A 25,463-nucleotide genomic window follows, 5' to 3' on the forward strand; every position below is an offset into this window, starting at 1 on the left:
GTGAGCATAGGCCGCCGCCGGGACTCCCGGGGGCCCGGGCCCGGTCGGGCCCCGCGCAGGAGGCTCTCCGGACACCGCCGCTCCTCAGCCGCGGCGGCTGAGGAGCCAGGGCTCCACGACGCCGAGCCCTCGGACCGGCCGCTGGTAGAGGGGCTGGAGGGCGAAGCGGAAGCCCGAGAGGTCCTCGGTCTCCTTCTCGGACTCCGGGGCGTCGCCGCTCCCGGTGAGTTCGGCCCGCAGGGCACCGTCCACGAGCACGGTGTCCTTCGGCGCTATGGAGGTGAGGCGGCTGGCCAGGTTCACCGTGTTGCCGAAGACGTCGCCCATGCGGCTGGTCATGGTGCCGAAGGCGATGCCGACACGGAGCTCGGGCATGGTCGGGTCGTTGGCGAGGGTCTCGATGAGGCGCAGGCCGATCTCCGCAGCGGTGCCCGGTTCCTCGGCGACGTAGAGGACCTCGTCCCCGAGGGCCTTGATGAGGCGGCCGCCGTGCGCCGCCACGAGATCGGCCGCGGTCGTCTCGAACGCCTCGACGAGTTCCCCGAGCTCGTCCTCCTCCAGCCGGCGCGTCAACCGGGTGAAGCCCACGAGGTCGGCGAAGCCGATCGCCTGCCGGCGGGCGACGGTGTCGTCGTCCTCCTGCGTCTGCACGACGCGCCCGGTGGCGGCCGCGAGCTGCCGCCGCCACACGTAGACCAGGAACTCCTCGAGCTCCGGCAGCAGCAGCTGGACCAGCGGATAGGTGACCTCGTTGCGGGTCATGCCCGGTTCCGGGGGCTCCGTCAGGTCCTCCAGGAAGGAGTCCATCTGCCAGTCGGCGAGCCGGGCCGTGGTCTGCCCGGTGGAACGGGCGACCTGGATCGCCATCGACTCGCTCAGCAGTCCGGCCTCCACCAGGCCGGCCAGTCGCCGCAGCGCGAGGACGTCGGCCTCGGTGAGCGCGCGCGCCTGACCGACGTCGGCGAAGCCCATGGCACGCCAGAAGCGGGACGCCAGCTCCATGGAGACGCCGGCGGCACGGGCCGCCTGGAAAGGGGTGTACTGGCGCCCGGCGCCGAGGATCAGCTCCTCGATGCGGAGCGCGCTGGGATCGTCCTCCTGACGGCTGTCACCGCCGTGGGCGGGTGCCGACGGCCGAGGGTCGGGGGTCTCCGGCTCATCCACGGCCACGTCCCGCTCCCTGTCGGCCCTGCCAGGTCCCGTCGTCCCTGTGCACTACCTTCCGATCTCCTCCGGGTGCGCCGGGTGCCCACAATACGTCAGTCCTATCACCGGCTCACCCGTCCGCTGCGGAGCGCAGATGGACGACGTCCCCCGCGCCCACCGGGCGCTGCATCCCCTGGTCGGTCGCGAGCACCAGTCGCCCGTCGCCGTCGACCGCGACGGCCTCGCCCGTGAGGGCCTCACCGCCCGGGAGCTCTGCCCTGACGTGACGGCCGAGGGTCGCGCAGCCGGCCGCGTACGCCTCCAGCAGCCCGCACTCGGCCGGGTCGCCCCCGGCCTCGCTCCAGCGCCCGTACCACAGCTCGATCGAGCGCAGCAGCGAGCGCAGCAGCGGGTCGCGGTCCCGGCCCGGCGCCCCGGCGAGGGCGAGCGACCCGGCCTCCGGCACGGGCAGCTCGTCCCGGCGCAGCGAGACGTTCAGCCCGAGGCCGACGACCAGCATGCGGTCCCCGGCGCGCTCCGCGAGGATGCCGCCGATCTTGCGCTCCTCGTCGTCGATCTCGGTCAGCAGGTCGTTGGGCCACTTCAGCAGGCAGTCGATACCGGCGGTGCGCGCCAGGGCACTCGCGGCGGCCACGCCGGTGAGCAGCGGGAGCCAGCCCCAGCGCTCGACGGGCGGCGCCGGTTCGAGGACGACGGAGACGAAGATCCCGGAGCGGGCGGGGGCGGTCCAGGTGCGTTCCAGCCGGCCGCGTCCCGCGGTCTGCTCCTCCGCGACGAGCACGGCGCCGTGCCGGGCCTCGCCCGCCGAGATCCGTTCGACGAGGGCGGTGTTGGTGGAGCCGACGGCCGGTACCACGTCGAGAGAGGTCCAGAGGCCGTCCGGGCGGACGAGCGCCTGCCGGAGGGACTGCGCGTCGAGAGGCGGGCGGTCCAGGTCGGACCAGCGTTCTTCCCTGTCGCCGTGGGATTCGCTCATACGGCCACCCTAGGCCGGACGCTCCCGGGCCTCCGCAGCACACCGCCGAAGGGGCGCAACGACCGCTGCGGAACGGCGGGGTGCCGGCGCACAGCGGTTCCGCCCGTTCCTACCGCACGTGCGCGCGGTCCGCACGGGGTGCGGAGTGTGTTGAACGACGCAGCGTCGATCGCCGCGGGCACGGATAGCCTACGACTGAGTAGCCGACGCAGGAGCGAGGAGCCGCAGGCCGTGTCCGAGCAGGAGACCAGCCCCGACATCCATACGACCGCGGGCAAGATCGCGGATTTCCAGCAGCGCGCGCACGAAGCGACGCACGCGGGGTCCCGGCGCGCGATCGAGAAGCAGCACGCCAAGGGCAAGCTGACCGCGCGTGAGCGTGTGGAGCTGCTGCTCGACGAGGGCTCGTTCACCGAGCTCGACGAGTTCGCGCGGCACCGCTCGACGGCGTTCGGCATGGAGGCCAACCGCCCCTACGGCGACGGCGTGGTGACCGGGTACGGCACGGTCGACGGCCGCCCGGTCTGCGTCTACTCGCAGGACTTCACGATCTTCGGCGGCTCGCTGGGCGAGGTGTACGGCGAGAAGATCGTGAAGGTCATGGACTTCGCCATGAAGACGGGCTGCCCGGTCATCGGCATCAACGACGGGGGCGGGGCCCGGATCCAGGAGGGGGTGACCGCGCTCGGCCTGTTCGCCGAGATCTTCCGCCGGAACGTGCACGCCTCCGGTGTGGTGCCGCAGATCAGCCTGATCCTGGGGCCGTGCGCGGGCGGGGCGGTCTACTCGCCGGCGATCACCGACTTCACCGTGATGGTCGACAAGACCTCGCACATGTTCATCACCGGCCCGGACGTGATCAAGACGGTCACCGGGGAGGACGTCGGCTTCGAAGCCCTCGGCGGCGCCCGGACCCACAACACGACCTCCGGCGTCGCGCACCACATGGCGGGCGACGAGAAGGACGCGGTCGACTACGTCAAGGCCCTGCTCTCGTACCTGCCGAGCAACAACCTCTCCGACCCGCCGGTCTTCCCCGAGGAGGCCGACCTGGAGACCTCCGACGAGGACCGCGAACTCGACAGCCTCATCCCGGACTCGGCGAACCAGCCGTACGACATGCACAGTGCGATCGAGCACGTCCTGGACGACAACGAGTTCCTGGAGACCCAGGCGCTGTTCGCCCCGAACATCATCACCGGGTTCGGCCGCGTCGAGGGCCACTCGGTGGGTATCGTCGCGAACCAGCCGCTGCAGTTCGCGGGATGCCTGGACATCGACGCCAGCGAGAAGGCCGCACGCTTCGTGCGCACCTGCGACGCGTACAACATCCCGGTGCTCACCTTCGTCGACGTGCCGGGCTTCCTCCCGGGCACCGACCAGGAGTACGAGGGGATCATCAGGCGGGGCGCCAAGCTCATCTACGCCTACGCCGAGGCGACCGTCCCGCTGATCACCGTGATCACCCGCAAGGCGTTCGGCGGCGCCTACGACGTGATGGGCTCCAAGCACCTGGGGGCGGACCTCAACTTCGCCTGGCCGACGGCGCAGATCGCGGTGATGGGCGCGCAGGGCGCGGTGAACATCCTGCACCGCCGGCGACTCGCCGCCGTCGAGGGCGCCGAGGAGCGGGAGGAACTGCGCGCCGACCTCACGCAGGAGTACGAGGACACGCTGCTCAACCCGTATGCCGCCGCCGAACGCGGGTACGTGGACTCCGTGATTCTTCCGTCGGAGACCAGGCGCCACATCGTCCGCGGGCTGCGGACGCTGCGCACGAAGCGCGAGCAGCTTCCGCCGAAGAAGCACGGCAACATCCCGCTGTAGGAGGCCGCATCCATGATCAAGGTGATTCGGGGCAACCCGACCCCGGAGGAGCTGGCCGCCGCGCTGGCGGTGGTCCAGGCACGGGCTGCGGCCTCCGCGGCCGCGGGCTCCGCACCCCGGGACGCCACCGAGTGGTCCGACCCGGCGCGCACGGTGCCGCGGCGGTTGCCGCACCCGGGGCCGAAGGCCTGGCGCACCGCCTTCTGGCCGGCGTGAGCGTGCGGGGCGCCTGAGTACCCGTACTCAGGCGCCCCGGCCGGGAGGACGGGAGGATCGGGGCATGCTGTGGTCCGACCCCGAGGACAGGCCTCCCACGGAACTCCGCGCCGCCCAGGCGATGCTCAGGCGTCTGGGCTGGGTCCTGGCGGCCGCGGTGGTGGTCGTGGTGACGCTCGTCTCCCGGACGGCCTGACGCGGGGCCGCCCCCCGGCCGCAGCACTAGCATGAGGCGCATGACCCGCACCGACGCCGAAGGCACCGACCGTCCCGCGCGCCGCCTCGTGCTCGCTTCCGCCTCGCCCGCCCGGCTGGGCCTGCTGCGCCAGGCGGGGCTGGAGCCGGAGGTGATCGTCAGCGGGGTGGACGAGGACGCGCTCACCGAACCCGTTCCGGCGGATCTGGCCCGGGTACTGGCCGAGGCGAAGGCCGGCGCGGTGGCGGAACGGCCCGAGGCCGCGGGAGCGCTGGTGCTCGGCTGCGACTCGGTGCTCGAACTCGACGGCACAGCACTGGGCAAGCCGGCGGACGCCGAGGACGCCACCGCCCGCTGGAAGGCGATGCGCGGCCGCTCGGGAGTCCTGCACACGGGCCACTGCCTCGTCGACACCACCACCGGTGAGGGCGTCGCCCGGACCGCGTCGACGACGGTCCGCTTCGGCGAGCCGACGGACGAGGAGATCGCGGCCTACGTGGCCTCCGGCGAACCCCTCCACGTCGCCGGGGCGTTCACGCTCGACGGTCGTTCGGCGCCGTTCGTCGAGGGAGTCGAGGGCGACCCGGGCAATGTCATCGGGCTGTCGCTCCCCCTGCTGCGCACGCTCCTCGGCCGGTTCGGCGTGGAGATCACCCGGCTGTGGGCTCGGCGGTAGGCGCCGGGTCGCCCTCGGACTCCTTCCCCGCGGCGGTCTCCTCCTGCCCCGGGCCGTAGGCGACGAGGGTTCCCACCAGCAGGCCGACGATCAGCATCATCGCCAGGAAGGCGGGCCAGCCGACCAGGCCGACGGTCAACGCGCCGAGCAGTGCGTGCAGCACCGCGACGCTGACGAGCAGCAGCCGCGGGACGCGCCCCGGCGCGCGGTCGCGCACGGCCGTCACCGCCAGGACGGCGGCGCAGCACAGGAGACAGAGGCCCAGGACGACACCGCCGACCACCGTGCCGATGCTCATGACGTGCGGTTCCAGACCGGCCAGTGACATCTGCTGCTCGTTCACGACGAGTCCCATGAAGCTCTGGAGCAGCACGACGACGACGGCCTGACACATCAGCACGACTGCGGCGATCGCAGCCACCCACCGTCGGGACACGCCGTCCACCCACCTGTTTCCGTCGCCACCGCGTGTACGAAAGCTCTGCGAGAGGAACGCTACTGGCGGGTAGAGGCCGGGGCAAGAGTCGTGACGGGACCGGGGATTCCCAGAACTGACGGGATTCGTTAGTGGGAATTCCACAAAGAAGAGAGGGACGGTCGTGAGTAGTCGGACAGAGACGTCGCCCACATCGCGCCGCCGTCAGGTATCCGCCTGCCCCCGGCGTACCGTGGGACGACAAGGCAAGGCGGGGGTCGGGATGCCCTCGGATCACACTCCGTGTGGGCAAGCTCACCACCGTGAGCGACTCGGCGTGGGGTGTCACCACTAGCTAAAATCACGCCGTCCACTTCTGTTGCGGCGCAGCGCCAAGTAGGGAGTCATCGTGCGCAAGGTGCTCATCGCCAACCGCGGCGAGATCGCTGTCCGGGTGGCCCGAGCGTGCCGGGACACCGGTATCGCCAGTGTCGCCGTCTACGCCGAGCCGGATCGGGACGCGCTCCATGTGCGGGTCGCCGACGAGGCGTTCGCGCTGGGCGGCGACACCCCGGCAGCGAGCTACCTCGACGTGGCGAAGGTGCTGAAGGCCGCTGCGGACTCGGGCGCCGACGCGATCCACCCCGGCTACGGTTTCCTTTCGGAGAACGCCGACTTCGCCCAGGCCGTCATCGACGCCGGGCTGAACTGGATCGGTCCGCCGCCGCAGGCGATCCGTGATCTCGGCGACAAGGTGGCGGCGCGTCACATCGCGCAGCGGGCCGGGGCGCCGCTGGTCGCGGGCACTCCCGACCCGGTCTCCGGCGCCGAGGAGGTCGTGGCCTTCGCCGAGGAGCACGGCCTGCCGATCGCCATCAAAGCCGCCTTCGGCGGCGGTGGCCGCGGCCTGAAGGTCGCCCGCACGCTCGAGGAGGTCCCGGAGCTCTACGACTCCGCGGTCCGCGAGGCGGTGGCCGCATTCGGCCGCGGGGAATGCTTCGTGGAGCGCTACCTCGACCGTCCGCGTCACGTGGAGACGCAGTGCCTCGCGGACAAGCACGGCAACGTGGTGGTCGTCTCGACCCGTGACTGCTCCCTCCAGCGCCGCCACCAGAAGCTGGTCGAGGAGGCGCCCGCGCCGTTCCTGAGCGCCGAGCAGAACGCCGAGCTGTACCGGGCGTCGAAGGCCATCCTGACGGAGGCCGGCTACGAGGGCGCCGGCACCTGCGAGTTCCTGGTCGGCCAGGACGGCACGATCTCCTTCCTCGAGGTCAACACCCGGCTCCAGGTGGAGCACCCGGTGACGGAGGAGGTCACCGGGATCGACCTCGTGCGGGAGATGTTCCGCATCGCCGACGGCGAGGAGCTCGGCTACGACGACCCGGAGGTGCGCGGCCACTCCTTCGAGTTCCGCATCAACGGCGAGGACCCGGGCCGCAACTTCCTGCCCGCGCCCGGCACGGTGACGACCTTCGATCCGCCCGCGGGACCGGGCGTCCGGCTCGATGCCGGCGTGGAGTCGGGTTCCGTGATCGGCCCCGCCTGGGACTCCCTGCTGGCCAAGCTGATCGTCACCGGTGCGTCCCGGCAGCAGGCACTGCAGCGGGCCGCCCGCGCCCTGGGCGAGTTCGGGGTGGAGGGCATGGCGACCGCGATCCCGTTCCACCGGGTGGTCGTGGCGGACCCCGCGTTCGCGCCGGAGGTCCACGGCCGGGAGGGACAGCCCTTCGACGTCCACACCCGGTGGATCGAGACGGAGTTCGTCAACGAGATCACGCCCTTCGCCCCCGCGGGTACCGGGGACGACGAGGCCGAGGGCTCCCGCGAGACCGTCGTCGTCGAGGTCGGCGGCAAGCGGCTGGAGGTCTCGCTGCCCGCCTCCATGGGGGTGGCGCCCGCCGCGGCGACGGCGGGAGCGAAGAAGCCGAAGCGCAAGGCGGCGAAGAAGTCCGGTTCGGCGGCTTCCGGCGACGCGCTGGCCTCTCCCATGCAGGGCACGATCGTGAAGGTCGCCGTCGAGGAGGGCCAGGAGGTCGCGGAGGGCGAACTGGTCGTCGTGCTCGAGGCGATGAAGATGGAGCAGCCGCTGAACGCGCACCGCGCGGGCACCGTCAAGGGCCTGACGGCCGAGGTGGGGGCGTCGCTCTCCGCCGGCTCCGTCATCTGCGAGATCAAGGACTGACTCCGCCCCGCCGGACGGGTGCGGGCCCGGCCCCGCACCGGGAAGCGCGGTTGGGTGCGGGGCCGGGCAGCGGGAGGGCGGTGCCCCGGTCAGGAGCGCCGCAGATCGGCGACGCGGGCGCCGCCGGGCGGATGGTCGGCGGGCCGCAGCGGCGGCGCCGGGTGTGTCCGCCGCTGGCCCGGCAGCGGGGGTTCGCGCCTGCCACCGGCCGTGGGACGGGACTGGGCCCCGGCCACGGCGATCTGCACGCCCTGGTCCGCCAGTGCCTGGAGTTCGCCCGCGGCCCGGTCGTCGTGGGTGGGCGGTTCGTCGGTGACCAGACGCGTCATCACGTCCGTCGGCACCGTCTGGAACATGGTGTCGGAGCCCAGCTTGGTGTGGTCCGCGAGCACCACCACCTCGGACGCCGACTGCACCAGCGCCCGGTCCACGCTGGCCGCGAGCATGTTGGACGTGGACAGCCCCCGTTCCGCGGTCAGCCCGCTGCCGGAGAGGAAGGCGCGGGTGACCCGAAGCCCCTGGAGGGACTGCTCGGCACCGCTGCCCACCAGGGCGTAGTTGGACCCGCGGAGCGTGCCGCCGGTCATCACGACCTCGACGCGGTTGGCGTGGGCCAGGGCCTGGGCGACGAGCAGCGAATTCGTCACCACCGTCAGGCCCGGCACGCGGGCCAGGCGGCGGGCCAGCTCCTGCGTGGTCGTTCCGGCTCCGACGACCACGGCATCGCCCTCCTCGACCAGGCCTGCGGCGAGGTCGGCGATGGCGGTCTTCTCGGCGGTCGCCGAGAGGGACTTCTGCGGGAAGCCGGACTCTCTGGCGAACCCGCCGGGGAGCACGGCACCGCCGTGCCGGCGGTCCAGCAGCCCTTCTGCCTCCAGCGCCCGTACGTCGCGCCGGACGGTCACTTCGGAGGTCTGGACGACGCGGGCGAGCTCCCGGAGCGAGACCGCTCCGTTGGCCCGCACCATTTCGAGGATCAGTTGGCGACGTTCTGCAGCGAACACGGAACCGACAGTAACGCCGCGCGGCCTCCGGTTTCAGCGCATTGCCCCGATATTCGGGAACTGCGCCTGTCCCGCGCCGAAACGTGGTATTGGCGCCGGCTCCTTCAGCTGCCGTCGCCGTCCTTGCGGGTGTGCAGCTGCCGCGCCGCCTCGCCGATCGACCCGGTCAGCGACGGGTAGACGGTGAAGGCCTTGGCGACCTGCTCGACGGTGAGGCTGGCGTCGACGGCGAGGGAGATGGGGTGGATCAGTTCACTCGCACGGGGGGCCACCACGACACCGCCCACGACGATCCCGGTCCCGGGGCGGCAGAACAGCTTGACGAAGCCGTCCCGCACTCCCTGCATCTTCGCCCGCGGGTTGCGCAGCAGGGGCAGCTTGACCACGTTCGCGCTGATCCGGCCCTCGTCGATGTCCGCCTGCGAGTAGCCGACGGCGGCGATCTCCGGGTCGGTGAAGATGTTCGCCGAGACCGCCCGCAGGTTGAGCGGCACCACGGTCTCGCCGAGGAAGTGGTACATGGCGATGCGGCCCTGCATGGCGGCGACGGACGCCAGGGCGAAGACGCCCGTGCAGTCGCCCGCGGCGTACACGCCGGGGGCCGAGGTCCGGGAGACCTTGTCCGTCCAGATGTGCCCGGAGTCGGTCAGCCGGACTCCCGCCTCCTCCAGGCCGATGTCCCGGGTGTTGGGGACCGCGCCCACCGCGACCAGGCAGTGCGAGCCGGTGACGACGCGACCGTCGTTCAGTACCACCTCGACACCGTCGCCCGCCCGCTTGGCGGACGCGGCGCGGGAACGGCTCATCACGTTCATGCCGCGGCGGCGGAAGACGTCCTCCAGCACCGCCGCGGCGTCCGGGTCCTCGCCGGGCAGCACGCGGTCGCGGGAGGACACCAGGGTGACCTGCGAGCCCAGCGCCTGGTAGGCGCCGGCGAACTCGGCGCCGGTGACACCGGATCCGACGACGACCAGTTCCTCGGGGAGCTCCTCGAGGTCGTACAGCTGGGTCCAGTTGAGGATGCGCTCGCCGTCCGGACGCGCGTCCGGGATCTCCCGCGGGTGGCCGCCGGTCGCGACGAGCACGGCGTCCGCGCTCAGCGTCTCCTCGCCGCCCTCCGAGACGACGGTCACCGTGCGGGAGCCGTCCGGCTCCCGCTGCGGTTCCAGGCGCCCGCGGCCGCGCAGCACCCGGCCACCGGCGCGGGTGACGGCAGCGGTGATGTCGTGCGACTGCGCGAGCGCGAGCCGCTTGACCCGCCGGTTCACCTTGCCCGCGTCCACGCCGACCACCCGGGCCGCCTGCTCGATGGGCGGGGTGTCGTCCGCGATGCGGATGCCGAGCTCCTCGTGCGAGGAGTCGAAGTTCGTCATGACCTCCGCGGTCGCGATGAGGGTCTTGGACGGCACGCAGTCGGTCAGCACCGACGCGCCGCCCAGACCGTCGCGGTCGACGACGGTCACCTCCGCTCCGAGCTGCGCGGCCACCAGCGCCGCCTCGTAGCCGCCAGGTCCGCCACCGATGATCACGATCCGAGTCACGCCCTCCAGTGTCCCGCACGCCCGCGTGCCGCGGCGGGTGGGGGCCCGCCTGCCGCACCGGCCCCGCGCTCCGGCGCCCCTTGCCACGGGGGCGCGCTGCGGCACGCTGTGGCACGTGACAGTCCGGTGCCGCGCGGGAGTGCCTCCCGTACCCTCGTGCCATGTCGCTCTACGCCGCCTTCGCCGGCAACCTCGACGCGCGGCTGATGTCCCGCCGCGCACCGCACTCCCCGCTGCGCGGCACGGGATGGCTCGACGGGTGGCGCCTGACCTTCGGCGGCGAGCACATGGGCTGGGAGGGAGCCCTCGCCACCGTGGTGGAGGCCCCCCGCTCGCAGGTGTTCGTCGCGCTCTACGACATCGCCCCCATGGACGAGGAGGCGATGGACCGCTGGGAGGGCGTGGGCCTGGACATCTACCGCCGCATGCGGGTGCGGGTGCACACCCTGGACGGCGACGCGGCCGCCTGGTGCTACGTGCTGAACGGCTACGAAGGCGGCCTGCCCTCACCGCGCTACCTCGGCGAGATCGCGGACGCCGCGGAATCCGCCGGCGCCCCCCACGACTACGTCATGGAACTCCGCAAACGCCCCTGCTGAGCGGGCCCGCCGGCCCTGCGCCGGGGCGGACCGCGACGGCGGCCGGGGACCGCCGGCCGGAGCCGCCGCGATGTGGCGGTGGCCACTCGCCCCCGGGGCACGTCTACGCGCGTAGGCCCATTCAGGCTACCCTCGTCGGGTGAATGCATCTGCGCCTACCGAAGCCGTGTCCCCGCACGACAGAGCCGCCGCCGCCGCGAAGCGGTTGCGCGAGATCACCGGCGTCGACAACCACGACGTCGCGCTCGTCATGGGCTCCGGCTGGGTCCCCGCCGCCGACGCCCTGGGCGAACCCGAGCACGAGTTCCCCGTCACCGAGCTCCCGGGCTTCCCGCCCCCCGCAGTGGAAGGCCACGCGGGCACCATCCGCTCCTACCGGGTCGGGGACAAGCGCGCCCTGGTCTTCCTGGGCCGCACCCACTACTACGAGGGCCGCGGCGTCGCCCAGGTCGTCCACGGCGTCCGCACCGCCGTCGCGGCGGGCTGCGGGACCGTCGTCCTCACCAACGGGTGCGGCGGCCTCCGCGACGACATGCGCGTCGGCCAGCCGGTCCTGATCAGCGACCACCTCAACATGACGGCCGCCTCCCCCATCGTCGGCGCGCACTTCGTCGACCTCACCGACCTCTACTCGCAGCGGCTGCGCACCCTGTGCCGGGAGATCGACGAGACGCTCGGCGAGGGCGTCTACGTCCAGTTCCCCGGCCCGCACTACGAGACTCCCGCCGAGATCAACATGGTCCGCGTGCTGGGAGGCGACCTCGTGGGCATGTCGACCGTGCTCGAGGCCATCGCCGCCCGCGAGGCCGGGGCCGAGGTGCTGGGCATCTCGCTGGTCACCAACCTCGCCGCAGGCATCACCGGCGAACCGCTGAACCACGAAGAGGTCCTGCAGGCGGGCCGCGCGTCCGCCAGCCGGATGGGCTCGCTGCTCGCCCAGGTCCTGCAGCGCCTCTGACGCCCCCGCACCGGCGCGGACGGCGGCAGCCGCCCCGCTCCCCGCGCCGGTGCCGCGCCGCACCGGTGCGTTTCCCCGCGGCACGGGGCCGTGCATCATGACCGCACGACCCTCCCGGCGGACCACCGCGGCCGGAGCCGCACCCGGCACGGCCCGCACCGAGCCCGAGTGAACACCCGCGCCGCCCGGCGGCGCGCCCGCGAGAGACAGGAACCGTCCGTGCAGAACCTCATCGCCCAAGCGGAAGCGTGGCTCGCCGAGGACCCGGACCCCCGGACACGGGAGGAACTGGCCGCACTGCTGGCCGCCGAGGACACCGACGCGCTCCGGGACCGCTTCTCCGGAACGCTGCGTTTCGGCACCGCAGGCCTGCGGGGCGAGCTCGGCGCGGGCCCGATGCGGATGAACCGCGCCGTCGTCGTCCGCGCGGCCGCCGGCCTGGCCGCGTACCTCCACGACCAGGGCCTCGGCGGTTCCGGGGATGCCGACGACGGGGACGACGGGCCGGGGCTCGTCGTCGTGGGCTACGACGCACGCCACAACAGCGAGCAGTTCGCGCGGGACACCGCCGCAGTCGTGACCGGGGCGGGCCTGCGTGCCGCGCTCCTGCCGGGCCCACTGCCCACCCCCGTACTCGCCTTCGCCGTGCGGCACCTCGGCGCGGCCGCCGGCGTCATGGTGACGGCCAGCCACAACCCGCCCCGCGACAACGGCTACAAGGTGTACCTGGGCGCGGACCCCTCCGGCTCGGCGACCGGGGGCGGCTCGCAGATCGTCCCGCCGGCCGACGCGGAGATCGCCGCCCGGATCGACGCGGTCGGCGCCCTCGACGACGTACCGCGTCCGGAGACCGGCCCGCAGGTGCTGGGCCGGGAGATCGTCGACGCCTACCTGGAACGCGCCGTGTCCGTCCTCGACGAGAGCGGGGCCCGCGAGCTGCGGGTGGTGCACACCGCCCTGCACGGCGTCGGGTCGGACACCGTGCGTGAGGCGTTCGTCCGTGCGGGCTTCCCCGCCCCCGTGTCCGTCGCGGAACAGGCGGAGCCCAACCCGGACTTCCCCACGGTCGACTTCCCCAACCCGGAGGAGCCCGGGGCGATGGACCTCGCCTTCGGAGCGGCCCGCGCGGTGCGGCCCGACCTGGTGATCGCGAACGACCCCGACGCCGACCGCTGCGCCGTCGCCGTGCCGGACGACTCGGCGCACAACGGCGACGGCTGGCGCATGCTCCGCGGCGACGAGGTCGGCGCGCTGCTGGCCACCCACCTGGTGCACAAGCGGGCCAAGGGCACCTTCGCGACGACGATCGTCTCGTCCTCGCTGCTCGGCCGCATCGCCGAGGCGGCCCACCTGCCGTACGAGGAGACCCTCACCGGCTTCAAGTGGCTGTCCCGCACACCGGACCTGCGCTTCGCCTACGAGGAGGCACTGGGCTACTGCGTCGACCCCGACGGCGTACGGGACAAGGACGGCATCACCGCCGCGCTGCTGATCGCCGAACTGGCCGCCGAGCTGAAGACGCAGGACCGGACGCTCGACGACCTGCTGGACGACCTCGCCGTCGCGCACGGGCTGCACGCCACCGACCAGCTCTCCGTCCGCGTCGAGGACCTGTCCCTGATCGAACGGGCGATGGAGCGGCTGCGCGCGGACCCCCCGCAGCAGCTCGCCGGGCTGGCGGTGACCGCCACCGACGACCTGCGCGAGGGGGCAGGTGCACTGCCGCCCACGGACGGCCTGCGGTACCGCCTCGGCAACGGGTCGGCACGTGTCGTGGTCCGGCCCAGCGGCACGGAGCCGAAACTGAAGTGCTACCTGGAGGCGGTCGTTCCGGTGCCCGACGCGGCGGCACTGCCGCGGGCACGGGCCGAGGCCCGCCGGGTGCTGGACGGGCTGGCGGCGGACATGAGCGCCGCGGCGGGCATCTGATCCGGCGCGCCGGGCACCGGAACGGGTTCAGGCCGATCGGCCTCCGGCGCGGCCGCAGTGGGCCTGCCGGAGGCCGGTCGGCGGCAACTCGGTGACGAAGAGCGGCGACCGTCCCGGTGGACGCCGTTCGGGAAAGAGACGGGCCGGTCGTGACAGGCCGGCCGGCGCCTCCGGGAGCACGCGCTCGGCGCCGGAGGGCACACGCGGGTGAACGCGGCACGGCGCCGCCGCGAACCGTCGCGCGTCACCCGACCGGGGGAAGTGCGCCGAGACCGCCTCCCGCCGCTTGCCGCCCGCTCGCAGCGGTTCCGCGGCGTCGGACACGGGGTGGCGGCCTCGACCACCGCAGTTGTGCGCCAACCGGTCGGCCCGCATCGTGCGAGAGCGGCTGCAGCCCGCCGCGGCCCGGGATCCCGGGCCGCAGAGCATTCCACACCCCCATCACCCCCTTCTCTCCTCGCAGACCCTGCTGCCCACCTGCACGACCAGTACGGGCACGACCGTCTGCGCCCCCGAGGAAAGGATGTGTCATGGCCAGTCACCCGCTGCGTCTCGCGTGCACGCTCACCCTGTCCGGAGCGATGGGACTCGCCCTCGCTTCCGCCGGAACAGCCGCCGCCGAGGAGGACACCGCGACGGTCACCGTCTTCCACGGCATCCCCGGCACCCCGGTGGACGTCTATGCCGACGGCGAGGAACTGCTGTCCGACTTCCGGCCCGGAACGCTGACCGACCCGCTGCAGCTTCCCTCCGGAACCTACGACATCGAGGTCTTCCCCGCCGGCACCTCGCCGTCGTCCGGCGATCCCGTGGTGGAGAAGCGGGTCGAGGTGGCCGGAGGTGACAACGCCACAGTGGTGGCGCACCTCACCGAAGACGGAAAACCTGCCCTGAACGCCTACGCCAACGACGTCTCCTCCGTTCCCGGAGGCAAGTCGAGGCTGACCGTCCGCCACGTCGCAGCCGCTCCGGCCGTGGACGTGCGTGCCGACGGCCAAGCCGTCTTCAAGGACCTGAAGAACCCCGGCGAGGCCTCCGCAGAGGTACCGGCGGGAACGGTGAACGCCGACGTGACGCTCGCCGGCACGGACACAGTGGCGATCGGTCCGGCGAAACTCGACCTCGCCGACGGCGCCTCGACGGTCGTCTACGCCTGGGGAAGCGCCGAGGAGAAGAATCTGGCGCTCAAGGTCCAAACGCTCACTGCCGGCGGCGGTACACCGGGAGCACCGTCGGCAGGTGGTTCCGGAGCGGCCGCCCCCAATGACGACACGGCTCTGTACGCCCTTGCGGGCGGCATGGCGTTCGTGGTGCTCCTGTCCGGCGTCCGGTTGGCGCACCGCAGGCGGTGAGTCCGTCCAGCGAGCCGAGGCTGTCGGGGCCGGGCCCTTCCGGCACCGGCCCCGACAGCCGCTCTTCCACGTCCGGACACCCCGTCGTGTGGTGGACGGCGCTGATGGCCGCCCTGCTCGTTGCGCTCATCGCACTGGTCATGGCGAGCACACGCGAGAACGTGCCCTCCGACTTCGGCTCGACGGTCTCTCCGGGGCGCCACGAGCGAGGGGGCGGTCGGTCCGGGAGCGTCGGAGGGCGACCGGACGTACCGGTACGAATGTCACTGCCCCGGCAGGACGTGCGTGCTGCCGTCGTGCCGGTCGGGACCACGGCATCGGGCCAGCTTGACGTCCCGAGCGACGCCGACGATGTCGGCTGGTACCGGGCGGGCGCCCGCCCGGGCTCGGCGTCCGGTTCCGCGGTCCTCGTCGGGCACGTGGACTCCCGCTCCGGGAGCCTGGGAACGCTGGCCGCGCTCGCCTCCGTGCTTGCGGGGGATCGGATCCTCGTCCGCACGGCCGACGGCAGCGCCGTCCACTACCGCATCACGGCGCGCCGATCGGTCTCCCGGAACGCCTTCCCCCACCGCATCTTCCGCGGTTCGGGTCCACCGGTGCTGGTGCTGGTCACCTGCGCCCCACCGTTCGACGCGGAACGCGGCGGGTACCAGCGCCTCCTCCTGGTCACAGCAGTCCCCGACGAACGAGGTCGTCGGCCGGAGAAGCCGCACGCCCGCGAGTCCCGGGGGCGCCCGGGTCCGCGACGCTGAAGTCGGCGCGCCGGGGTCGGGGGCGCGGTGCGGGCGCGGTCCGTCCGCGCCCCCTCCGGTCAGGTCAGGAGGAGGGCGAGGAGCCCCGCGGCGCCGGCCGCGGCAGGGGCGATGACCTCGTAGGCCCAGCGCACCGCGACCGGTGCCCCGGGGGCGGGGGCCGTGCCGTCGGCGCCGTGCTTCTCGGCCATCTCCCGCAGTTCGTGGATGACGGTGTCAGAGGTCGCCTGCTTCTCGTGCTCCTCTCCCGTCACGGACTGCGAGAGCCCCACGCCGAACATGCCGCGCCCGGGCTTCCCGCCCGCCTGGACCCGGGCATTGTGCCGGATGGCGGCCTTCCGGGCGCGCAGCGAGACGGGGATCGACCACAGCTGGTAGGTCTTCCCGTCGACGACTGCCTCGCTGGTGTAGCCGGAGCGGATGCTGTCCACGGACGTCCAGGAGGCGGTGACGGTGCGGAACGGGTTGCGGATCCGCAGCCGCTCCCTGCCGGCGAACACCGCCGGGCGCAGGGTGTAGGCGTACACCAGCGGGGCGCCGAGCAGCAGGCCGGTCGCCGCCACCAGCATCTGATGCCCCGTGCCGCGCAGCAGCGCGTCGGCGCCGAGCCAGACGGCGATCGCGAGCAGAGCCACGCCCGCGGCCATGGCGGCGGGCGACCTGTAGCACCGGTCGCTCACCGGCGGGGCCTGGGGTGTCTGCGAAGTCATGGGGCCGATTGTGCCTGATCACGGCCGGGACCGAGATTGCGGTCCGGCATCGATCCCCACCCCGGGACTCGCACGGCGCTACGCGTGTAGATATGCTCCCCTGGTGACCATGTCTTCTGCGCCGAACCCCACCGCTCACGCCCCGAGCGCCCCACCGGCGGACGGCCTTCCGGGAGGCGGCGCGTTCGCCGACGTGACCGCGTCGGAGTCCGCACTGCGCCGCTACCTGCACGGCCTGCCCGGTGTCGACGCCGTGGGTCTCGAAGCCCGTGCCGCGACCCTCGGCACACGCTCGATCAAGACCTCGTCGAAGGCCCATGCCATCGACCTGGCCATCTCCATGATCGATCTGACCACGCTGGAGGGCGCCGACACGCCCGGCAAGGTGCGGTCGCTGTGCGCCAAGGGCCGCAACCCGGACCCGACGGACCGGACGACGCCCCGGGTCGCCGCCATCTGCGTCTACCCGGACATGGTGGCCACGGCCGGAGAGGCACTCGCCGGCTCCGGCATCAACGTCGCCTCGGTGGCCACCGCCTTCCCGGCCGGCCGCGCCGCACTCGACGTGAAGCTCGCGGACACCCGCGACGCCGTCGCCGCGGGCGCCGACGAGATCGACATGGTGATCGACCGCGGCGCCTTCCTCTCCGGCCGCTACATGAAGGTGTTCGAGGAGATCCGGGCCGTCAAGGAAGCCTGCCGCCGCACGGACGGCGGAGCGGCGCACCTGAAGGTGATCTTCGAGAACGGCGAGCTGTCGACGTACGACAACATCCGCCGGGCCTCCTGGCTGGCGATGCTCGCCGGCGCGGACTTCATCAAGACCTCCACCGGCAAGGTCGCCGTCAACGCAACCCTGCCGAACACCCTGCTCATGCTGGAGGCAGTGCGCGACTTCCGCGCCGCGACCGGCGTGCAGATCGGCGTGAAACCGGCCGGCGGCATCCGGACCACCAAGGACGCCCTCAAGTACCTGGTGACGGTGAACGAGACGGCCGGCGAGGACTGGCTCACCCCGGAGTGGTTCCGGTTCGGCGCCTCCAGTCTCCTCAACGACCTGCTGATGCAGCGCCAGAAGCTCAGCACCGGCCACTACTCCGGCCCCGACTACGTGACGGTGGACTGATCGAGATGTCTGCATTCGAGTACGCACCCGCACCCCAGTCCGCCTCGGTCGTCGACATCGCTCCGAACTACGGGCTGTTCATCGACGGCGAGTTCCGCGAGGCCGCGGACGGCAAGGTCTTCAAGACCGTCTCCCCCGCCACCGAGGAGGTCCTCTCCGAGGTCGCGCTGGCCGGCTCCGAGGACGTGCAGGCCGCAGTGAAGGCCGCCCGGCGGGCCTTCGAGAAGTGGTCGGCGCTCCCCGGCTCGGAGCGTGCCAAATACCTGTTCCGCATCGCCCGGCTGATCCAGGAGCGCTCGCGCGAGCTGGCCGTCCTGGAGACCCTCGACAACGGCAAGCCGATCCGGGAGACCCGGGACGCCGACCTGCCGCTGATCGCCGCGCACTTCTTCTACTACGCCGGCTGGGCGGACAAGCTCGAGCACGCCGGCTACGGGCCGGACCCCAAGCCACTGGGCGTGGCGGGGCAGGTCATCCCCTGGAACTTCCCGCTGCTGATGCTGGCCTGGAAGATCGCCCCCGCGCTGGCCACCGGCAACACCGTGGTGCTCAAGCCCGCGGAGACCACCCCGCTGTCCGCGCTGTTCTTCGCCGACATCTGCCGGCAGGCCGGCCTGCCCAAGGGCGTCGTCAACATCATCACCGGTGACGGTCCGGTGGGCGCCGAACTCGTGGCCCACGAGGACGTGAACAAGGTCGCGTTCACCGGCTCGACCGCCGTCGGCAAGCAGATCGCCCGCACGGTCGCCGGCACGCGGAAGAAGCTGACCCTGGAGCTGGGCGGCAAGGGCGCCAACATCGTCTTCGACGACGCGCCGATCGACCAGACGGTCGAGGGCATCGTCAACGGCATCTTCTTCAACCAGGGCCAGGTCTGCTGCGCCGGTTCCCGGCTGCTGGTGCAGGAGTCGGTGGCCGACGAGCTGCTGGACTCCCTCAAGCGGCGACTGACCACCCTGCGCATCGGCGACCCGCTGGACAAGAACACCGACATCGGCGCCATCAACTCGGCCGAGCAGCTGGCCCGCATCACCGAACTCGCCGACTCCGGGGAGGCCGAGGGGGCCGAGCGCTGGTCCCCGGCATGCGAGCTGCCGTCGTCCGGCTACTGGTTCGCGCCGACGCTGTTCACCAACGTGTCGCAGGCGCATCGCATCGCGCGGGAGGAGATCTTCGGCCCGGTGCTGTCCGTCCTGACCTTCCGCACGCCGGACGAGGCCGTCGCCAAGGCGAACAACACGCCGTACGGGCTGTCCGCGGGCGTGTGGACGGAGAAGGGCTCCCGCATCCTGAAGATGGCCTCGAAGCTCCGCGCGGGCGTCGTCTGGTCCAACACCTTCAACAAGTTCGACCCGACCTCGCCGTTCGGCGGCTACAAGGAGTCGGGCTTCGGCCGCGAGGGCGGCCGCCACGGTCTGGAGGCCTACCTCGATGTCTGACGCACGACTGGGTGTTCTCAAGACGTACAAGCTCTTCGTCGGGGGCAAGTTCCCGCGTTCCGAGAGCGGACGGGTGTACGAGGTGACCGACTCCAAGGGCAACTGGCTGGCCAACGCCCCGCAGGCGTCCCGCAAGGACGCCCGGGACGCGGTCTCCGCGGCGCGGAAGGCGTTCGGTGCCTGGTCCGGGGCGACGGCGTACAACCGCGGCCAGGTCCTCTACCGGGTCGCCGAGATGCTCGAGGGACGCCGCGACCAGTTCGTCGCGGAGGTCGCCGCGGCCGAAGGACTGTCCAAGTCGAAGGCAGCCGCGCAGGTCGACGCCGCGATCGACCGCTGGGTCTGGTACGCGGGCTGGGCCGACAAGATCACGCAGGTCGCGGGCGGCGCGAACCCCGTCGCGGGCCCGTACTTCAACCTGTCGTCCCCGGAACCCACCGGTGTGGTGGCGGTGCTGGCGCCGCAGGGCTCCTCGCTGCTGGGCCTGGTGTCGGTGGTGGCGCCGGCGATCGTCTCCGGCAACACCGTCGTCGTGGTGGCCTCGGAGCGGGCCCCGCTGCCCGCGCTGTCGCTCGCGGAGGTGCTCGCCACCTCGGACGTGCCGGGCGGAGTCGTCAACGTGCTGACCGGTTCCGTGTCGGAGCTGGGCACCCCGCTCGCCTCGCACAGCGACGTCAACGCGATGGACCTGGCCGGTGCGGACACCGACGCGGCCCGCGAACTGGAGGTCGCCGCGGCGGAGACCCTCAAGCGGGTACTGCGCCCGGCGGCCGTGAAGGACTGGGCGGCCGACCCGGGCATCGAGCGCATGACGGCGTTCCTGGAGACCAAGACGGTCTGGCACCCGATGGGCGTCTGACCGGCGCACGAGACGCGGTGGGGCCGGAGGCACAGCCTCCGGCCCCACCGCTGTCCGCGCCCCCGCCGCGGACGGCGCCGCTCAGGCTCGGGTGCCCGGCAGCAGACCGGTCGCCTCGCCGACGACCGGAAGCTCGCTCAGCGACGCACCGGAGGCGAGCGGCCCGGTCACGGCCTGGGTGCCGACCGGTTCGAAGTCGGCCACCTGCGTCCCGACCCCGTTGGCCAACGGGTCGGATCCGGTGCCGGCCAGCGGGTCGAGCTGCAGGTCGGAGACCGGGCCCAGCGCGCCGCCGGCGCCGTGGTCCAGAGCGAAGTCCAGGGTCTCGGCGGGCTGGTGCACCAGCGAGGTGTCGAAGTCGCCCAGGGGCGTCTCCACCTTGCTCGGCTCCGCGGCGTTCGCCGCACCGGCCGTTCCGGCCACGGCGGCGCCGACGGCGGTCACGGTCAGCCCGACGCGCAGGATCGCCTGGGCGCGGCGGGGCTCCTTCCTGCGTGCGTGGCGGGGACGGGAAGTCACGGATACACCTACCTGATCACGGGTCACGAAACAACCACCGAGCGTAGTATGCGCAGGGCGCCCGACCCGCGGAACCGTCGGCGATTCACCCTGACGTGGCACCGTTGCACAGGTGTGTGCATCAGCACCGGACGCGGCGGCACCCGCATGGCCCGCATGAGTGAGAATGGGCTCCCGTGACCACCAGCGCCCCCTCCCGCAGCCACTCGTCCGACGGACCCGCCGCAGCGCGGGTGATCCTGCTGACCGGCCCGTCCGGCGCCGGGAAGACCCGGCTGGCGGCGCGGACCGGACTGCCGGTGCTGCGCCTCGACGACTTCTACAAGGAGGGTGACGACCCGTCCCTTCCGCGACTGCCCGACGGCGCAACCGACTGGGACGCGCCCGGCTCGTGGGACGCCGACGCCGCGCTGGAGGCCGTCCGCGCACTGTGCGAGAACGGGCGCACCACGGTGCCCCGCTACGACATCGCCACCAGTTCCCGCATCGGCGCCTCGGATTTCGGCCTGGACGGGGCGTCGTTGTTCGTCGCGGAGGGCATCTTCGCCGCCGACATCGCCCGGCGCTGCGCACACGCCGACCTGCTGGCGGACGCGATATGCCTGCGCGGTCGGCCGTTCACGACCTTCCGCCGGCGGCTGCTGCGCGACATGCGCGAAGGCAGGAAGTCGGTGCCGTTCCTGGTGCGCCGGGGCTGGACCCTGATGCGCGCCGAGGAGGGGATCGTCGCACGCCACCGCGGTCTGGGGGCGTACGCCTGCGCCCGGGACGAGGCGCTGGGGCGGATCGCGGGACTGCGCGCGGGCGACCGGACGCAGTCCACCGCGCGGCGCGGCATCCGACGTTGAGAGCGACGGAGTCGGGGCCGACAGGACCGACGGACCGGTGAGGCGGCGCCGCGGAGGCACGTGGACGGGCGCGGCCGAACCCCCCGGCCGGCCGCACCCGCGTTCCCCCGTATCCCCCGTGTTTCCCCCGTCCCCCCTGTTCCCCCTGTTCCCCCTGTTCCCCCGTTCTTCCCGGCCCCCCTCGGGCCCGGTGGTTCAGGCGACCAGTTCGCCGAAGCTCTCGTCCCGGTCGCGGCCGAAGCTCAGCACCTCGTCGTCCCGCAGCCGGCGCAGCGAGCGCCAGATGCCGCTCTTCACCGTGCCGACGCTGATGTCCATGAGGTCGGCGATCTCCAGATCGGTGCGGCCCTCGTAGTAGCGCAGCACCAGCATCGTGCGCTGGGTCTCCGGCAGGCGGGCCAGTGCCTGCCAGAGCACGGTGCGCAGTTCGGTGCCGCGCATCGCGTCGTGGTCGGCCGACGGGGACTCCGGAAGCTCCTCCGTCGGGTACTCGTTCAGCTTGCGGCGGCGCCAGGCGCTGATGTGCAGATTGGTCATGGTGCGCCGCAGGTAGCCGCCGACCGCGGACTTGTCGGTGATGCGGTCCCAGGCGCGGTAGGTGGAGAACAGCGCGCTCTGCAGCAGGTCCTCCGCCTCGTAGCGGTCTCCCGTGAGGTGGTAGGCGGTGGCGTAGAGCGAGGCGCGGCGCTCGCGGACGTACGCCGTGAACTCCGCCTCCGCACTGTCGCGGCGCTTCTCCCCACCGCGCGGCAGGGACGCGGGCTCCCGGCTCTCCACCTGCGGTGCGCGGCCCACGCGTTCCTCGACGACCGGAGCGTGCCCCGGACGGAAGCAGCCGTCCGCCGCCGCACGGCCCGCGGTACGGGGCGCACCGGGGTGGCAGCCGCGACCGTTCACGGCGGTCTGCTTCTCCGCGACACGGTTCGCGGGAACCGCCGGGGTGTGCAGTCGCGTGGTGACCACCGAGTTGCGGTTCCTCGTGCTGTGCAGAGTGCTCATCGCGCGCCTCCCTCTCCGGTGCGGGCCGTTCGCCTGCCTCACTGGGGAATACACTGCCGGGCCAGTTTCATCGGGGAGTCCCCCGTCTGTCACAGGCGTGTCACAGACGTCGTGGCGTCCCGTCCGCGCGCCGACGGGGGCACGGGATGCCCGACATGTGGTCGAAGTCCGCGGTGCGCATGGGACAGAATGGCGCGTGTGCCTTTCCTGTTGCTGATCGAGGACGACGACGCGGTCCGTACAGCCCTGGAGATGAGCCTGACCCGCCAGGGGCATCGTGTGGTCACCGCCGCGTCCGGCGAGGACGGTCTGCGGATGCTGCGCGAGCAGCGCCCTGACCTGATCGTGCTGGACGTGATGCTGCCGGGTATCGACGGTTTCGAGGTGTGCCGCCGCATCCGCCGCACCGACCAACTGCCGATCATCCTGCTGACCGCGCGGAGCGACGACATCGACGTGGTGGTGGGTCTGGAGTCGGGCGCGGACGACTACGTGGTGAAACCGGTGCAGGGGCGGGTGCTGGACGCCCGCATCCGGGCGGTGATGCGGCGCGGGGAGCGGGAGACCAACGATTCGGCGACCTTCGGCTCGCTGGTCATCGACCGTTCGGCGATGACGGTGACCAAGGAGGGCCAGGACCTCCAGCTCACGCCGACGGAACTGCGGCTGCTGCTGGAACTCAGCCGCCGTCCCGGACAGGCCCTGTCGCGGCAGCAGCTGCTGCGCCTGGTGTGGGAGCACGATTACCTGGGGGACTCCCGGCTGGTCGACGCGTGCGTGCAGCGGCTCCGCGCCAAGGTCGAGGACGTACCGTCCGCTCCGACCCTGATCCGCACGGTGCGGGGTGTCGGGTACCGGCTGGACGCGCCGCAGTGAAGGACGCCGAACTGTGAGGGGCAGCGCCGCATTCGCCCGGTTCCGCGGCCGCCTCGCGGGCCTGCTGCCGACGCTGCGCCTGCGCCTGGTGGTCGTCTTCGCCCTGGTCGCGCTCGCCGCGGCCGTGTCGGCCTCCGGCATCGCCTACTGGCTGAACCGGGACGCGGTCCTCACCCGGGCGCAGGACGCCTCGCTGAAGGACTTCCGGAAGGCGATGGAGGACAACGTCGGGCAGCTGCCGCGGGAGTACGACTGCGCGCAGTTGCGCGACGCGGCCGGCCGGATGGCGGGCAGCACCCAGGACTACGAGGTGGTGCTGCTCGGCCGGGGACGCGAGGGTGGACTGTGCCGGGCGGCCTCGGCACCGAAGCGCTTCGCCGCAGCGGACGTGCCCGGCGCGTTGCGGCGCGCGGTGCTGCGGCGGCGCGAGGTCGACTCCGGCAACGCCTACCCGTACCACCTGTACTGGCAGCGCGTCGTCCGCCACGAGGAGCCGTTCCTGGTGGGGGGCGCGAAACTGATCGGTGAACAACCCTCGCCCCGCGGGTACATGCTGAAGTCCCTGGCACCGGAGCGCGACGATCTGAGCTCGCTGGGGTGGTCGTTGGGGATCGCGACGGCGCTGGCCCTGATCGGCGCGATGCTGCTGGCGCAGGCTGCCGCCACCACCGTGCTGCGCCCGGTGGGGCGGCTGGGCGACGCGGCCCGGCGGCTGGGCGAGGGAAAGCTCGACACCCGGCTCAGGGTGACGGGCACGGACGAACTGGCCCAACTGTCGCGGACGTTCAACGCCACGGCGGCGTCCCTGGAGAAGAAGGTCGCCGAACTCAGCGCCAGGGAGGCGTCCTCGCGTCGTTTCGTCGCCGACATGTCCCACGAGCTGCGGACCCCGCTGACCGCCATCTCCGCCGTGACCGAGGTGCTGGAGGAGGAGCAGGAGAATCTCGACCCGATGATCGCCCCGGCGGTGCAGCTGGTGGTGAGCGAGACCCGGCGGCTGGGAGACCTGGTCGAGAACCTCATGGAGGTCACCCGCTTCGACGCAGGAACGGCCCGCCTGGTCCTGGACGACGTGGACGTGGCGGACCAGGTGACCGCCTGCATCGACGCGCGGGCGTGGCTCGACGCGGTCGAGCTGGACGCCGACCGGGGCATCATGGCCCGGCTGGATCCGCGGCGGCTCGACGTCGTCCTGGCGAACCTGATCGGGAACGCCCTCAAACACGGGGGGTCCCCGGTCCGCGTATCGGTGCGCGTCGTCCCCGCGACGACACGCACGGCGGGCGACGAGCTGGTGATCGAGGTGGCGGACCACGGTCCGGGCATACCGCCGGACGTGCTCCCGCACGTCTTCGACCGCTTCTTCAAGGCCAGTGCTTCCCGGCCGCGTTCGGAGGGCAGCGGCCTGGGCCTGTCCATCGCGCTGGAGAACGCGCACATCCACGGCGGCCGCATCGAGGCCCGCAACAGCGAGGAGCCGGGCGAGGGCGCGGTCTTCACGCTGCGACTGCCCCGCGACGCCAGCGCGCTCGCCGAATCCCGGGACGGCGGCGAGCGGCACCGCCGCGGGGACGGCGGGCGGCCGCGGGACCCGAACGGCGAGGAGGGCACCCGATGACGCGACGTCACCACCGGCGCGGCCCACGGCGGCGCGCCGCCGCACTGCTGTCCGCCGGGGCGCTGGCGCTGTGCGGCTGCGGCATCCAGCCGACCTCGGTGCCCGTGGACGCGGGCGCCGCCCCCTCACGCATCGCCTGCGTGCTGCCGGGCGGGGCGCAACCGGCACCGGACCCGCAGGACACCGTAGTGCGCGTCTACCTGGTGTGCGGCTCCCGCGTCAGCCCGGTGCAGCGCTCCGTGCCGCTGCCCGGGGGTCGGACGGCCGTCGCGGCGGCGCTCGTGGAGGCTCTGACGGCACGGCCGGATGCCACGGAGCGGGCGGCGGGCTTCCACACGAACGTCCCCCGCACGCTCCGGATCACCGGGGGAACCTCCGCGGATCCGCCCGGCACCCTGCGGCTGAGCACCCCGCCCGCGGAGCTGCCGGTGTTCGCCCTGGCCCAGATCGTGTGCACGCTGGCGGAGTCGGAGGCCGCGGTGGGCGACGAGGTGATCGTCGGAGGGCCGGCCGGGAGCGGGCCGCCGCGGCGGGTGCCGTGCACCTCGGCGTTGCGCAATCACGGAAACGCGGCACCGACGGCCGGGGAACGGGTCGGCCGGGGATGACGGCACGGCAGGTGCCCGGAGGAGACCCGCGCCACGCGCACGGCGCGGAACCGGCGGTGGGCGGGCGGCGT

At 72.8% G+C, this 25,463-nt stretch carries 25 protein-coding genes; 17 read left to right on the plus strand and 8 right to left on the minus strand.

Going from position 1 to position 25,463, the window contains the following annotated elements:
* Positions 1-84: 84 nt before the first annotated feature.
* Together ACL06G_RS16990 and ACL06G_RS16995 are read right to left on the minus strand one after the other, a co-directional pair.
* Positions 85-1,170, minus strand: a complete 1,086-nt coding sequence (locus ACL06G_RS16990; RefSeq protein ID WP_412787303.1) for an adenylate/guanylate cyclase domain-containing protein — start codon at positions 1,168-1,170, stop codon at positions 85-87.
* Between the two features lie 106 nt (positions 1,171-1,276).
* Positions 1,277-2,143 (minus strand): biotin--[acetyl-CoA-carboxylase] ligase, encoded by an 867-nt coding sequence (locus ACL06G_RS16995; protein WP_412787304.1) that lies wholly within the window; start codon positions 2,141-2,143, stop codon positions 1,277-1,279.
* A 231-nt stretch (positions 2,144-2,374) separates the two neighbouring features.
* On the opposite strand from ACL06G_RS16995, the gene ACL06G_RS17000 reads away from it, so the two are divergent.
* The 4 genes from ACL06G_RS17000 (at position 2,375) to ACL06G_RS17015 (ending at position 5,058) form a co-directional block, all read left to right on the plus strand.
* On the plus strand, positions 2,375-3,970 hold the full coding sequence (locus tag ACL06G_RS17000) for an acyl-CoA carboxylase subunit beta (protein ID WP_412836259.1): 1,596 nt from the start codon (positions 2,375-2,377) through the stop codon (positions 3,968-3,970).
* Positions 3,971-3,982: 12 nt separating this feature from the next.
* Positions 3,983-4,186, plus strand: a complete 204-nt coding sequence (locus ACL06G_RS17005) for an acyl-CoA carboxylase epsilon subunit (RefSeq protein WP_412787306.1) — start codon at positions 3,983-3,985, stop codon at positions 4,184-4,186.
* Positions 4,187-4,250: 64 nt separating this feature from the next.
* On the plus strand, positions 4,251-4,382 hold the full coding sequence (gene mmpB / locus ACL06G_RS17010; RefSeq protein WP_412836260.1) for a morphogenic membrane protein MmpB: 132 nt from the start codon (positions 4,251-4,253) through the stop codon (positions 4,380-4,382).
* 40 nt (positions 4,383-4,422) lie between these two features.
* Entirely contained in the window at positions 4,423-5,058 is a 636-nt protein-coding gene (locus tag ACL06G_RS17015) for a Maf family protein (protein ID WP_412787308.1), read from the plus strand.
* Here ACL06G_RS17015 and ACL06G_RS17020 read toward each other — a convergent pair.
* The gene (locus ACL06G_RS17020; RefSeq protein ID WP_412787309.1) at positions 5,033-5,494 is read right to left on the minus strand and encodes a hypothetical protein; all 462 of its coding nucleotides are present in this window, start codon (positions 5,492-5,494) and stop codon (positions 5,033-5,035) included. The genes ACL06G_RS17015 and ACL06G_RS17020 overlap by 26 nt on opposite strands.
* Before the next feature lie 388 nt (positions 5,495-5,882).
* On the opposite strand from ACL06G_RS17020, the gene ACL06G_RS17025 reads away from it, so the two are divergent.
* Entirely contained in the window at positions 5,883-7,655 is a 1,773-nt protein-coding gene (locus ACL06G_RS17025; protein ID WP_412787310.1) for an acetyl/propionyl/methylcrotonyl-CoA carboxylase subunit alpha, read from the plus strand.
* 89 nt (positions 7,656-7,744) lie between these two features.
* Here ACL06G_RS17025 and ACL06G_RS17030 read toward each other — a convergent pair whose 3' ends face one another.
* Together ACL06G_RS17030 and ACL06G_RS17035 are read right to left on the minus strand one after the other, a co-directional pair.
* Positions 7,745-8,659 (minus strand): DeoR/GlpR family DNA-binding transcription regulator, encoded by a 915-nt coding sequence (locus ACL06G_RS17030; RefSeq protein ID WP_412787311.1) that lies wholly within the window; start codon positions 8,657-8,659, stop codon positions 7,745-7,747.
* A gap of 104 nt (positions 8,660-8,763) precedes the next feature.
* Entirely contained in the window at positions 8,764-10,209 is a 1,446-nt protein-coding gene (locus ACL06G_RS17035) for an NAD(P)H-quinone dehydrogenase (protein WP_412787376.1), read from the minus strand.
* 152 nt (positions 10,210-10,361) lie between these two features.
* On the opposite strand from ACL06G_RS17035, the gene ACL06G_RS17040 reads away from it, so the two are divergent.
* From ACL06G_RS17040 to ACL06G_RS17060, 5 genes are all read left to right on the plus strand, one after another.
* On the plus strand, positions 10,362-10,799 hold the full coding sequence (locus tag ACL06G_RS17040; protein ID WP_412787312.1) for a gamma-glutamylcyclotransferase family protein: 438 nt from the start codon (positions 10,362-10,364) through the stop codon (positions 10,797-10,799).
* A 139-nt stretch (positions 10,800-10,938) separates the two neighbouring features.
* Positions 10,939-11,757, plus strand: a complete 819-nt coding sequence (locus ACL06G_RS17045; RefSeq protein WP_412787313.1) for a purine-nucleoside phosphorylase — start codon at positions 10,939-10,941, stop codon at positions 11,755-11,757.
* A 168-nt stretch (positions 11,758-11,925) separates the two neighbouring features.
* Positions 11,926-13,686 carry a phospho-sugar mutase gene (locus ACL06G_RS17050; RefSeq protein ID WP_412787314.1) on the plus strand — a complete coding sequence of 587 codons (1,761 nt, stop codon included), beginning with the start codon at positions 11,926-11,928 and terminating at the stop codon, positions 13,684-13,686.
* Between the two features lie 530 nt (positions 13,687-14,216).
* Positions 14,217-15,038, plus strand: a complete 822-nt coding sequence (locus ACL06G_RS17055) for a DUF4397 domain-containing protein (RefSeq protein ID WP_412787315.1) — start codon at positions 14,217-14,219, stop codon at positions 15,036-15,038.
* 104 nt (positions 15,039-15,142) lie between these two features.
* A complete protein-coding gene (locus ACL06G_RS17060) occupies positions 15,143-15,790 on the plus strand; it encodes a class F sortase (protein ID WP_412787316.1) in 648 nt (215 codons plus the stop codon).
* A gap of 59 nt (positions 15,791-15,849) precedes the next feature.
* Here the strand turns inward: ACL06G_RS17060 and ACL06G_RS17065 are convergent, their stop codons facing one another.
* The gene (locus tag ACL06G_RS17065) at positions 15,850-16,500 is read right to left on the minus strand and encodes a PH domain-containing protein (RefSeq protein ID WP_412787317.1); all 651 of its coding nucleotides are present in this window, start codon (positions 16,498-16,500) and stop codon (positions 15,850-15,852) included.
* A 109-nt stretch (positions 16,501-16,609) separates the two neighbouring features.
* Here ACL06G_RS17065 and deoC point away from each other — a divergent pair, with 109 nt between their 5' ends.
* From deoC to ACL06G_RS17080, 3 genes are read left to right on the plus strand one after another with little or no spacing between them, the layout of a single operon-like run.
* On the plus strand, positions 16,610-17,626 hold the full coding sequence (gene deoC / locus ACL06G_RS17070) for a deoxyribose-phosphate aldolase (RefSeq protein WP_412836283.1): 1,017 nt from the start codon (positions 16,610-16,612) through the stop codon (positions 17,624-17,626).
* 5 nt (positions 17,627-17,631) lie between these two features.
* A complete protein-coding gene (locus ACL06G_RS17075) occupies positions 17,632-19,065 on the plus strand; it encodes an aldehyde dehydrogenase family protein (RefSeq protein WP_412787318.1) in 1,434 nt (477 codons plus the stop codon).
* Complete coding sequence (locus tag ACL06G_RS17080; protein ID WP_412787319.1) at positions 19,058-19,924, plus strand: aldehyde dehydrogenase family protein; 867 nt, start codon at positions 19,058-19,060, stop codon at positions 19,922-19,924. Before ACL06G_RS17075 ends, ACL06G_RS17080 begins: the two co-directional genes overlap by 8 nt.
* A gap of 81 nt (positions 19,925-20,005) precedes the next feature.
* Here ACL06G_RS17080 and ACL06G_RS17085 read toward each other — a convergent pair whose 3' ends face one another.
* A complete protein-coding gene (locus tag ACL06G_RS17085; RefSeq protein ID WP_412787320.1) occupies positions 20,006-20,443 on the minus strand; it encodes a hypothetical protein in 438 nt (145 codons plus the stop codon).
* A 176-nt stretch (positions 20,444-20,619) separates the two neighbouring features.
* On the opposite strand from ACL06G_RS17085, the gene ACL06G_RS17090 reads away from it, so the two are divergent.
* The gene (locus ACL06G_RS17090; RefSeq protein WP_412787321.1) at positions 20,620-21,291 is read left to right on the plus strand and encodes a uridine kinase family protein; all 672 of its coding nucleotides are present in this window, start codon (positions 20,620-20,622) and stop codon (positions 21,289-21,291) included.
* A 195-nt stretch (positions 21,292-21,486) separates the two neighbouring features.
* Here the strand turns inward: ACL06G_RS17090 and ACL06G_RS17095 are convergent, their stop codons facing one another.
* Positions 21,487-22,290, minus strand: a complete 804-nt coding sequence (locus ACL06G_RS17095; RefSeq protein WP_412787322.1) for a SigE family RNA polymerase sigma factor — start codon at positions 22,288-22,290, stop codon at positions 21,487-21,489.
* Positions 22,291-22,488: 198 nt separating this feature from the next.
* Between ACL06G_RS17095 and ACL06G_RS17100 the strand changes: the two genes are divergently transcribed.
* Genes ACL06G_RS17100 through ACL06G_RS17110 form a run of 3 tightly spaced genes read left to right on the plus strand, consistent with a single transcriptional unit; the run spans position 22,489 to position 25,392 of the window.
* Positions 22,489-23,166 carry a response regulator gene (locus ACL06G_RS17100; RefSeq protein ID WP_412787323.1) on the plus strand — a complete coding sequence of 226 codons (678 nt, stop codon included), beginning with the start codon at positions 22,489-22,491 and terminating at the stop codon, positions 23,164-23,166.
* Positions 23,167-23,179: 13 nt separating this feature from the next.
* Positions 23,180-24,784 (plus strand): ATP-binding protein, encoded by a 1,605-nt coding sequence (locus tag ACL06G_RS17105; protein WP_412836261.1) that lies wholly within the window; start codon positions 23,180-23,182, stop codon positions 24,782-24,784.
* Entirely contained in the window at positions 24,781-25,392 is a 612-nt protein-coding gene (locus ACL06G_RS17110; RefSeq protein ID WP_412787325.1) for a hypothetical protein, read from the plus strand. The genes ACL06G_RS17105 and ACL06G_RS17110 overlap by 4 nt, the downstream gene beginning before the upstream one ends.
* Positions 25,393-25,463: the final 71 nt, after the last annotated feature.

This window comes from Streptomyces callyspongiae, assembly GCF_047200695.1.
Taxonomy (GTDB): domain Bacteria; phylum Actinomycetota; class Actinomycetes; order Streptomycetales; family Streptomycetaceae; genus Streptomyces.

Coding starts and splice junctions, on each gene's coding strand:
- ACL06G_RS16995 (WP_412787304.1), bottom strand. CDS start 2,143: ATGAGCGAATCCCACGGCGACAGGGAAGAACGCTGGTCCGACCTGGAC.
- ACL06G_RS17005 (WP_412787306.1), top strand. CDS start 3,983: ATGATCAAGGTGATTCGGGGCAACCCGACCCCGGAGGAGCTGGCCGCC.
- mmpB (WP_412836260.1), top strand. CDS start 4,251: ATGCTGTGGTCCGACCCCGAGGACAGGCCTCCCACGGAACTCCGCGCC.
- ACL06G_RS17015 (WP_412787308.1), top strand. CDS start 4,423: ATGACCCGCACCGACGCCGAAGGCACCGACCGTCCCGCGCGCCGCCTC.
- ACL06G_RS17040 (WP_412787312.1), top strand. CDS start 10,362: ATGTCGCTCTACGCCGCCTTCGCCGGCAACCTCGACGCGCGGCTGATG.
- ACL06G_RS17055 (WP_412787315.1), top strand. CDS start 14,217: ATGGCCAGTCACCCGCTGCGTCTCGCGTGCACGCTCACCCTGTCCGGA.
- ACL06G_RS17060 (WP_412787316.1), top strand. CDS start 15,143: ATGGCCGCCCTGCTCGTTGCGCTCATCGCACTGGTCATGGCGAGCACA.
- ACL06G_RS17065 (WP_412787317.1), bottom strand. CDS start 16,500: ATGACTTCGCAGACACCCCAGGCCCCGCCGGTGAGCGACCGGTGCTAC.
- deoC (WP_412836283.1), top strand. CDS start 16,610: ATGTCTTCTGCGCCGAACCCCACCGCTCACGCCCCGAGCGCCCCACCG.
- ACL06G_RS17075 (WP_412787318.1), top strand. CDS start 17,632: ATGTCTGCATTCGAGTACGCACCCGCACCCCAGTCCGCCTCGGTCGTC.
- ACL06G_RS17080 (WP_412787319.1), top strand. CDS start 19,058: ATGTCTGACGCACGACTGGGTGTTCTCAAGACGTACAAGCTCTTCGTC.
- ACL06G_RS17095 (WP_412787322.1), bottom strand. CDS start 22,290: ATGAGCACTCTGCACAGCACGAGGAACCGCAACTCGGTGGTCACCACG.
- ACL06G_RS17110 (WP_412787325.1), top strand. CDS start 24,781: ATGACGCGACGTCACCACCGGCGCGGCCCACGGCGGCGCGCCGCCGCA.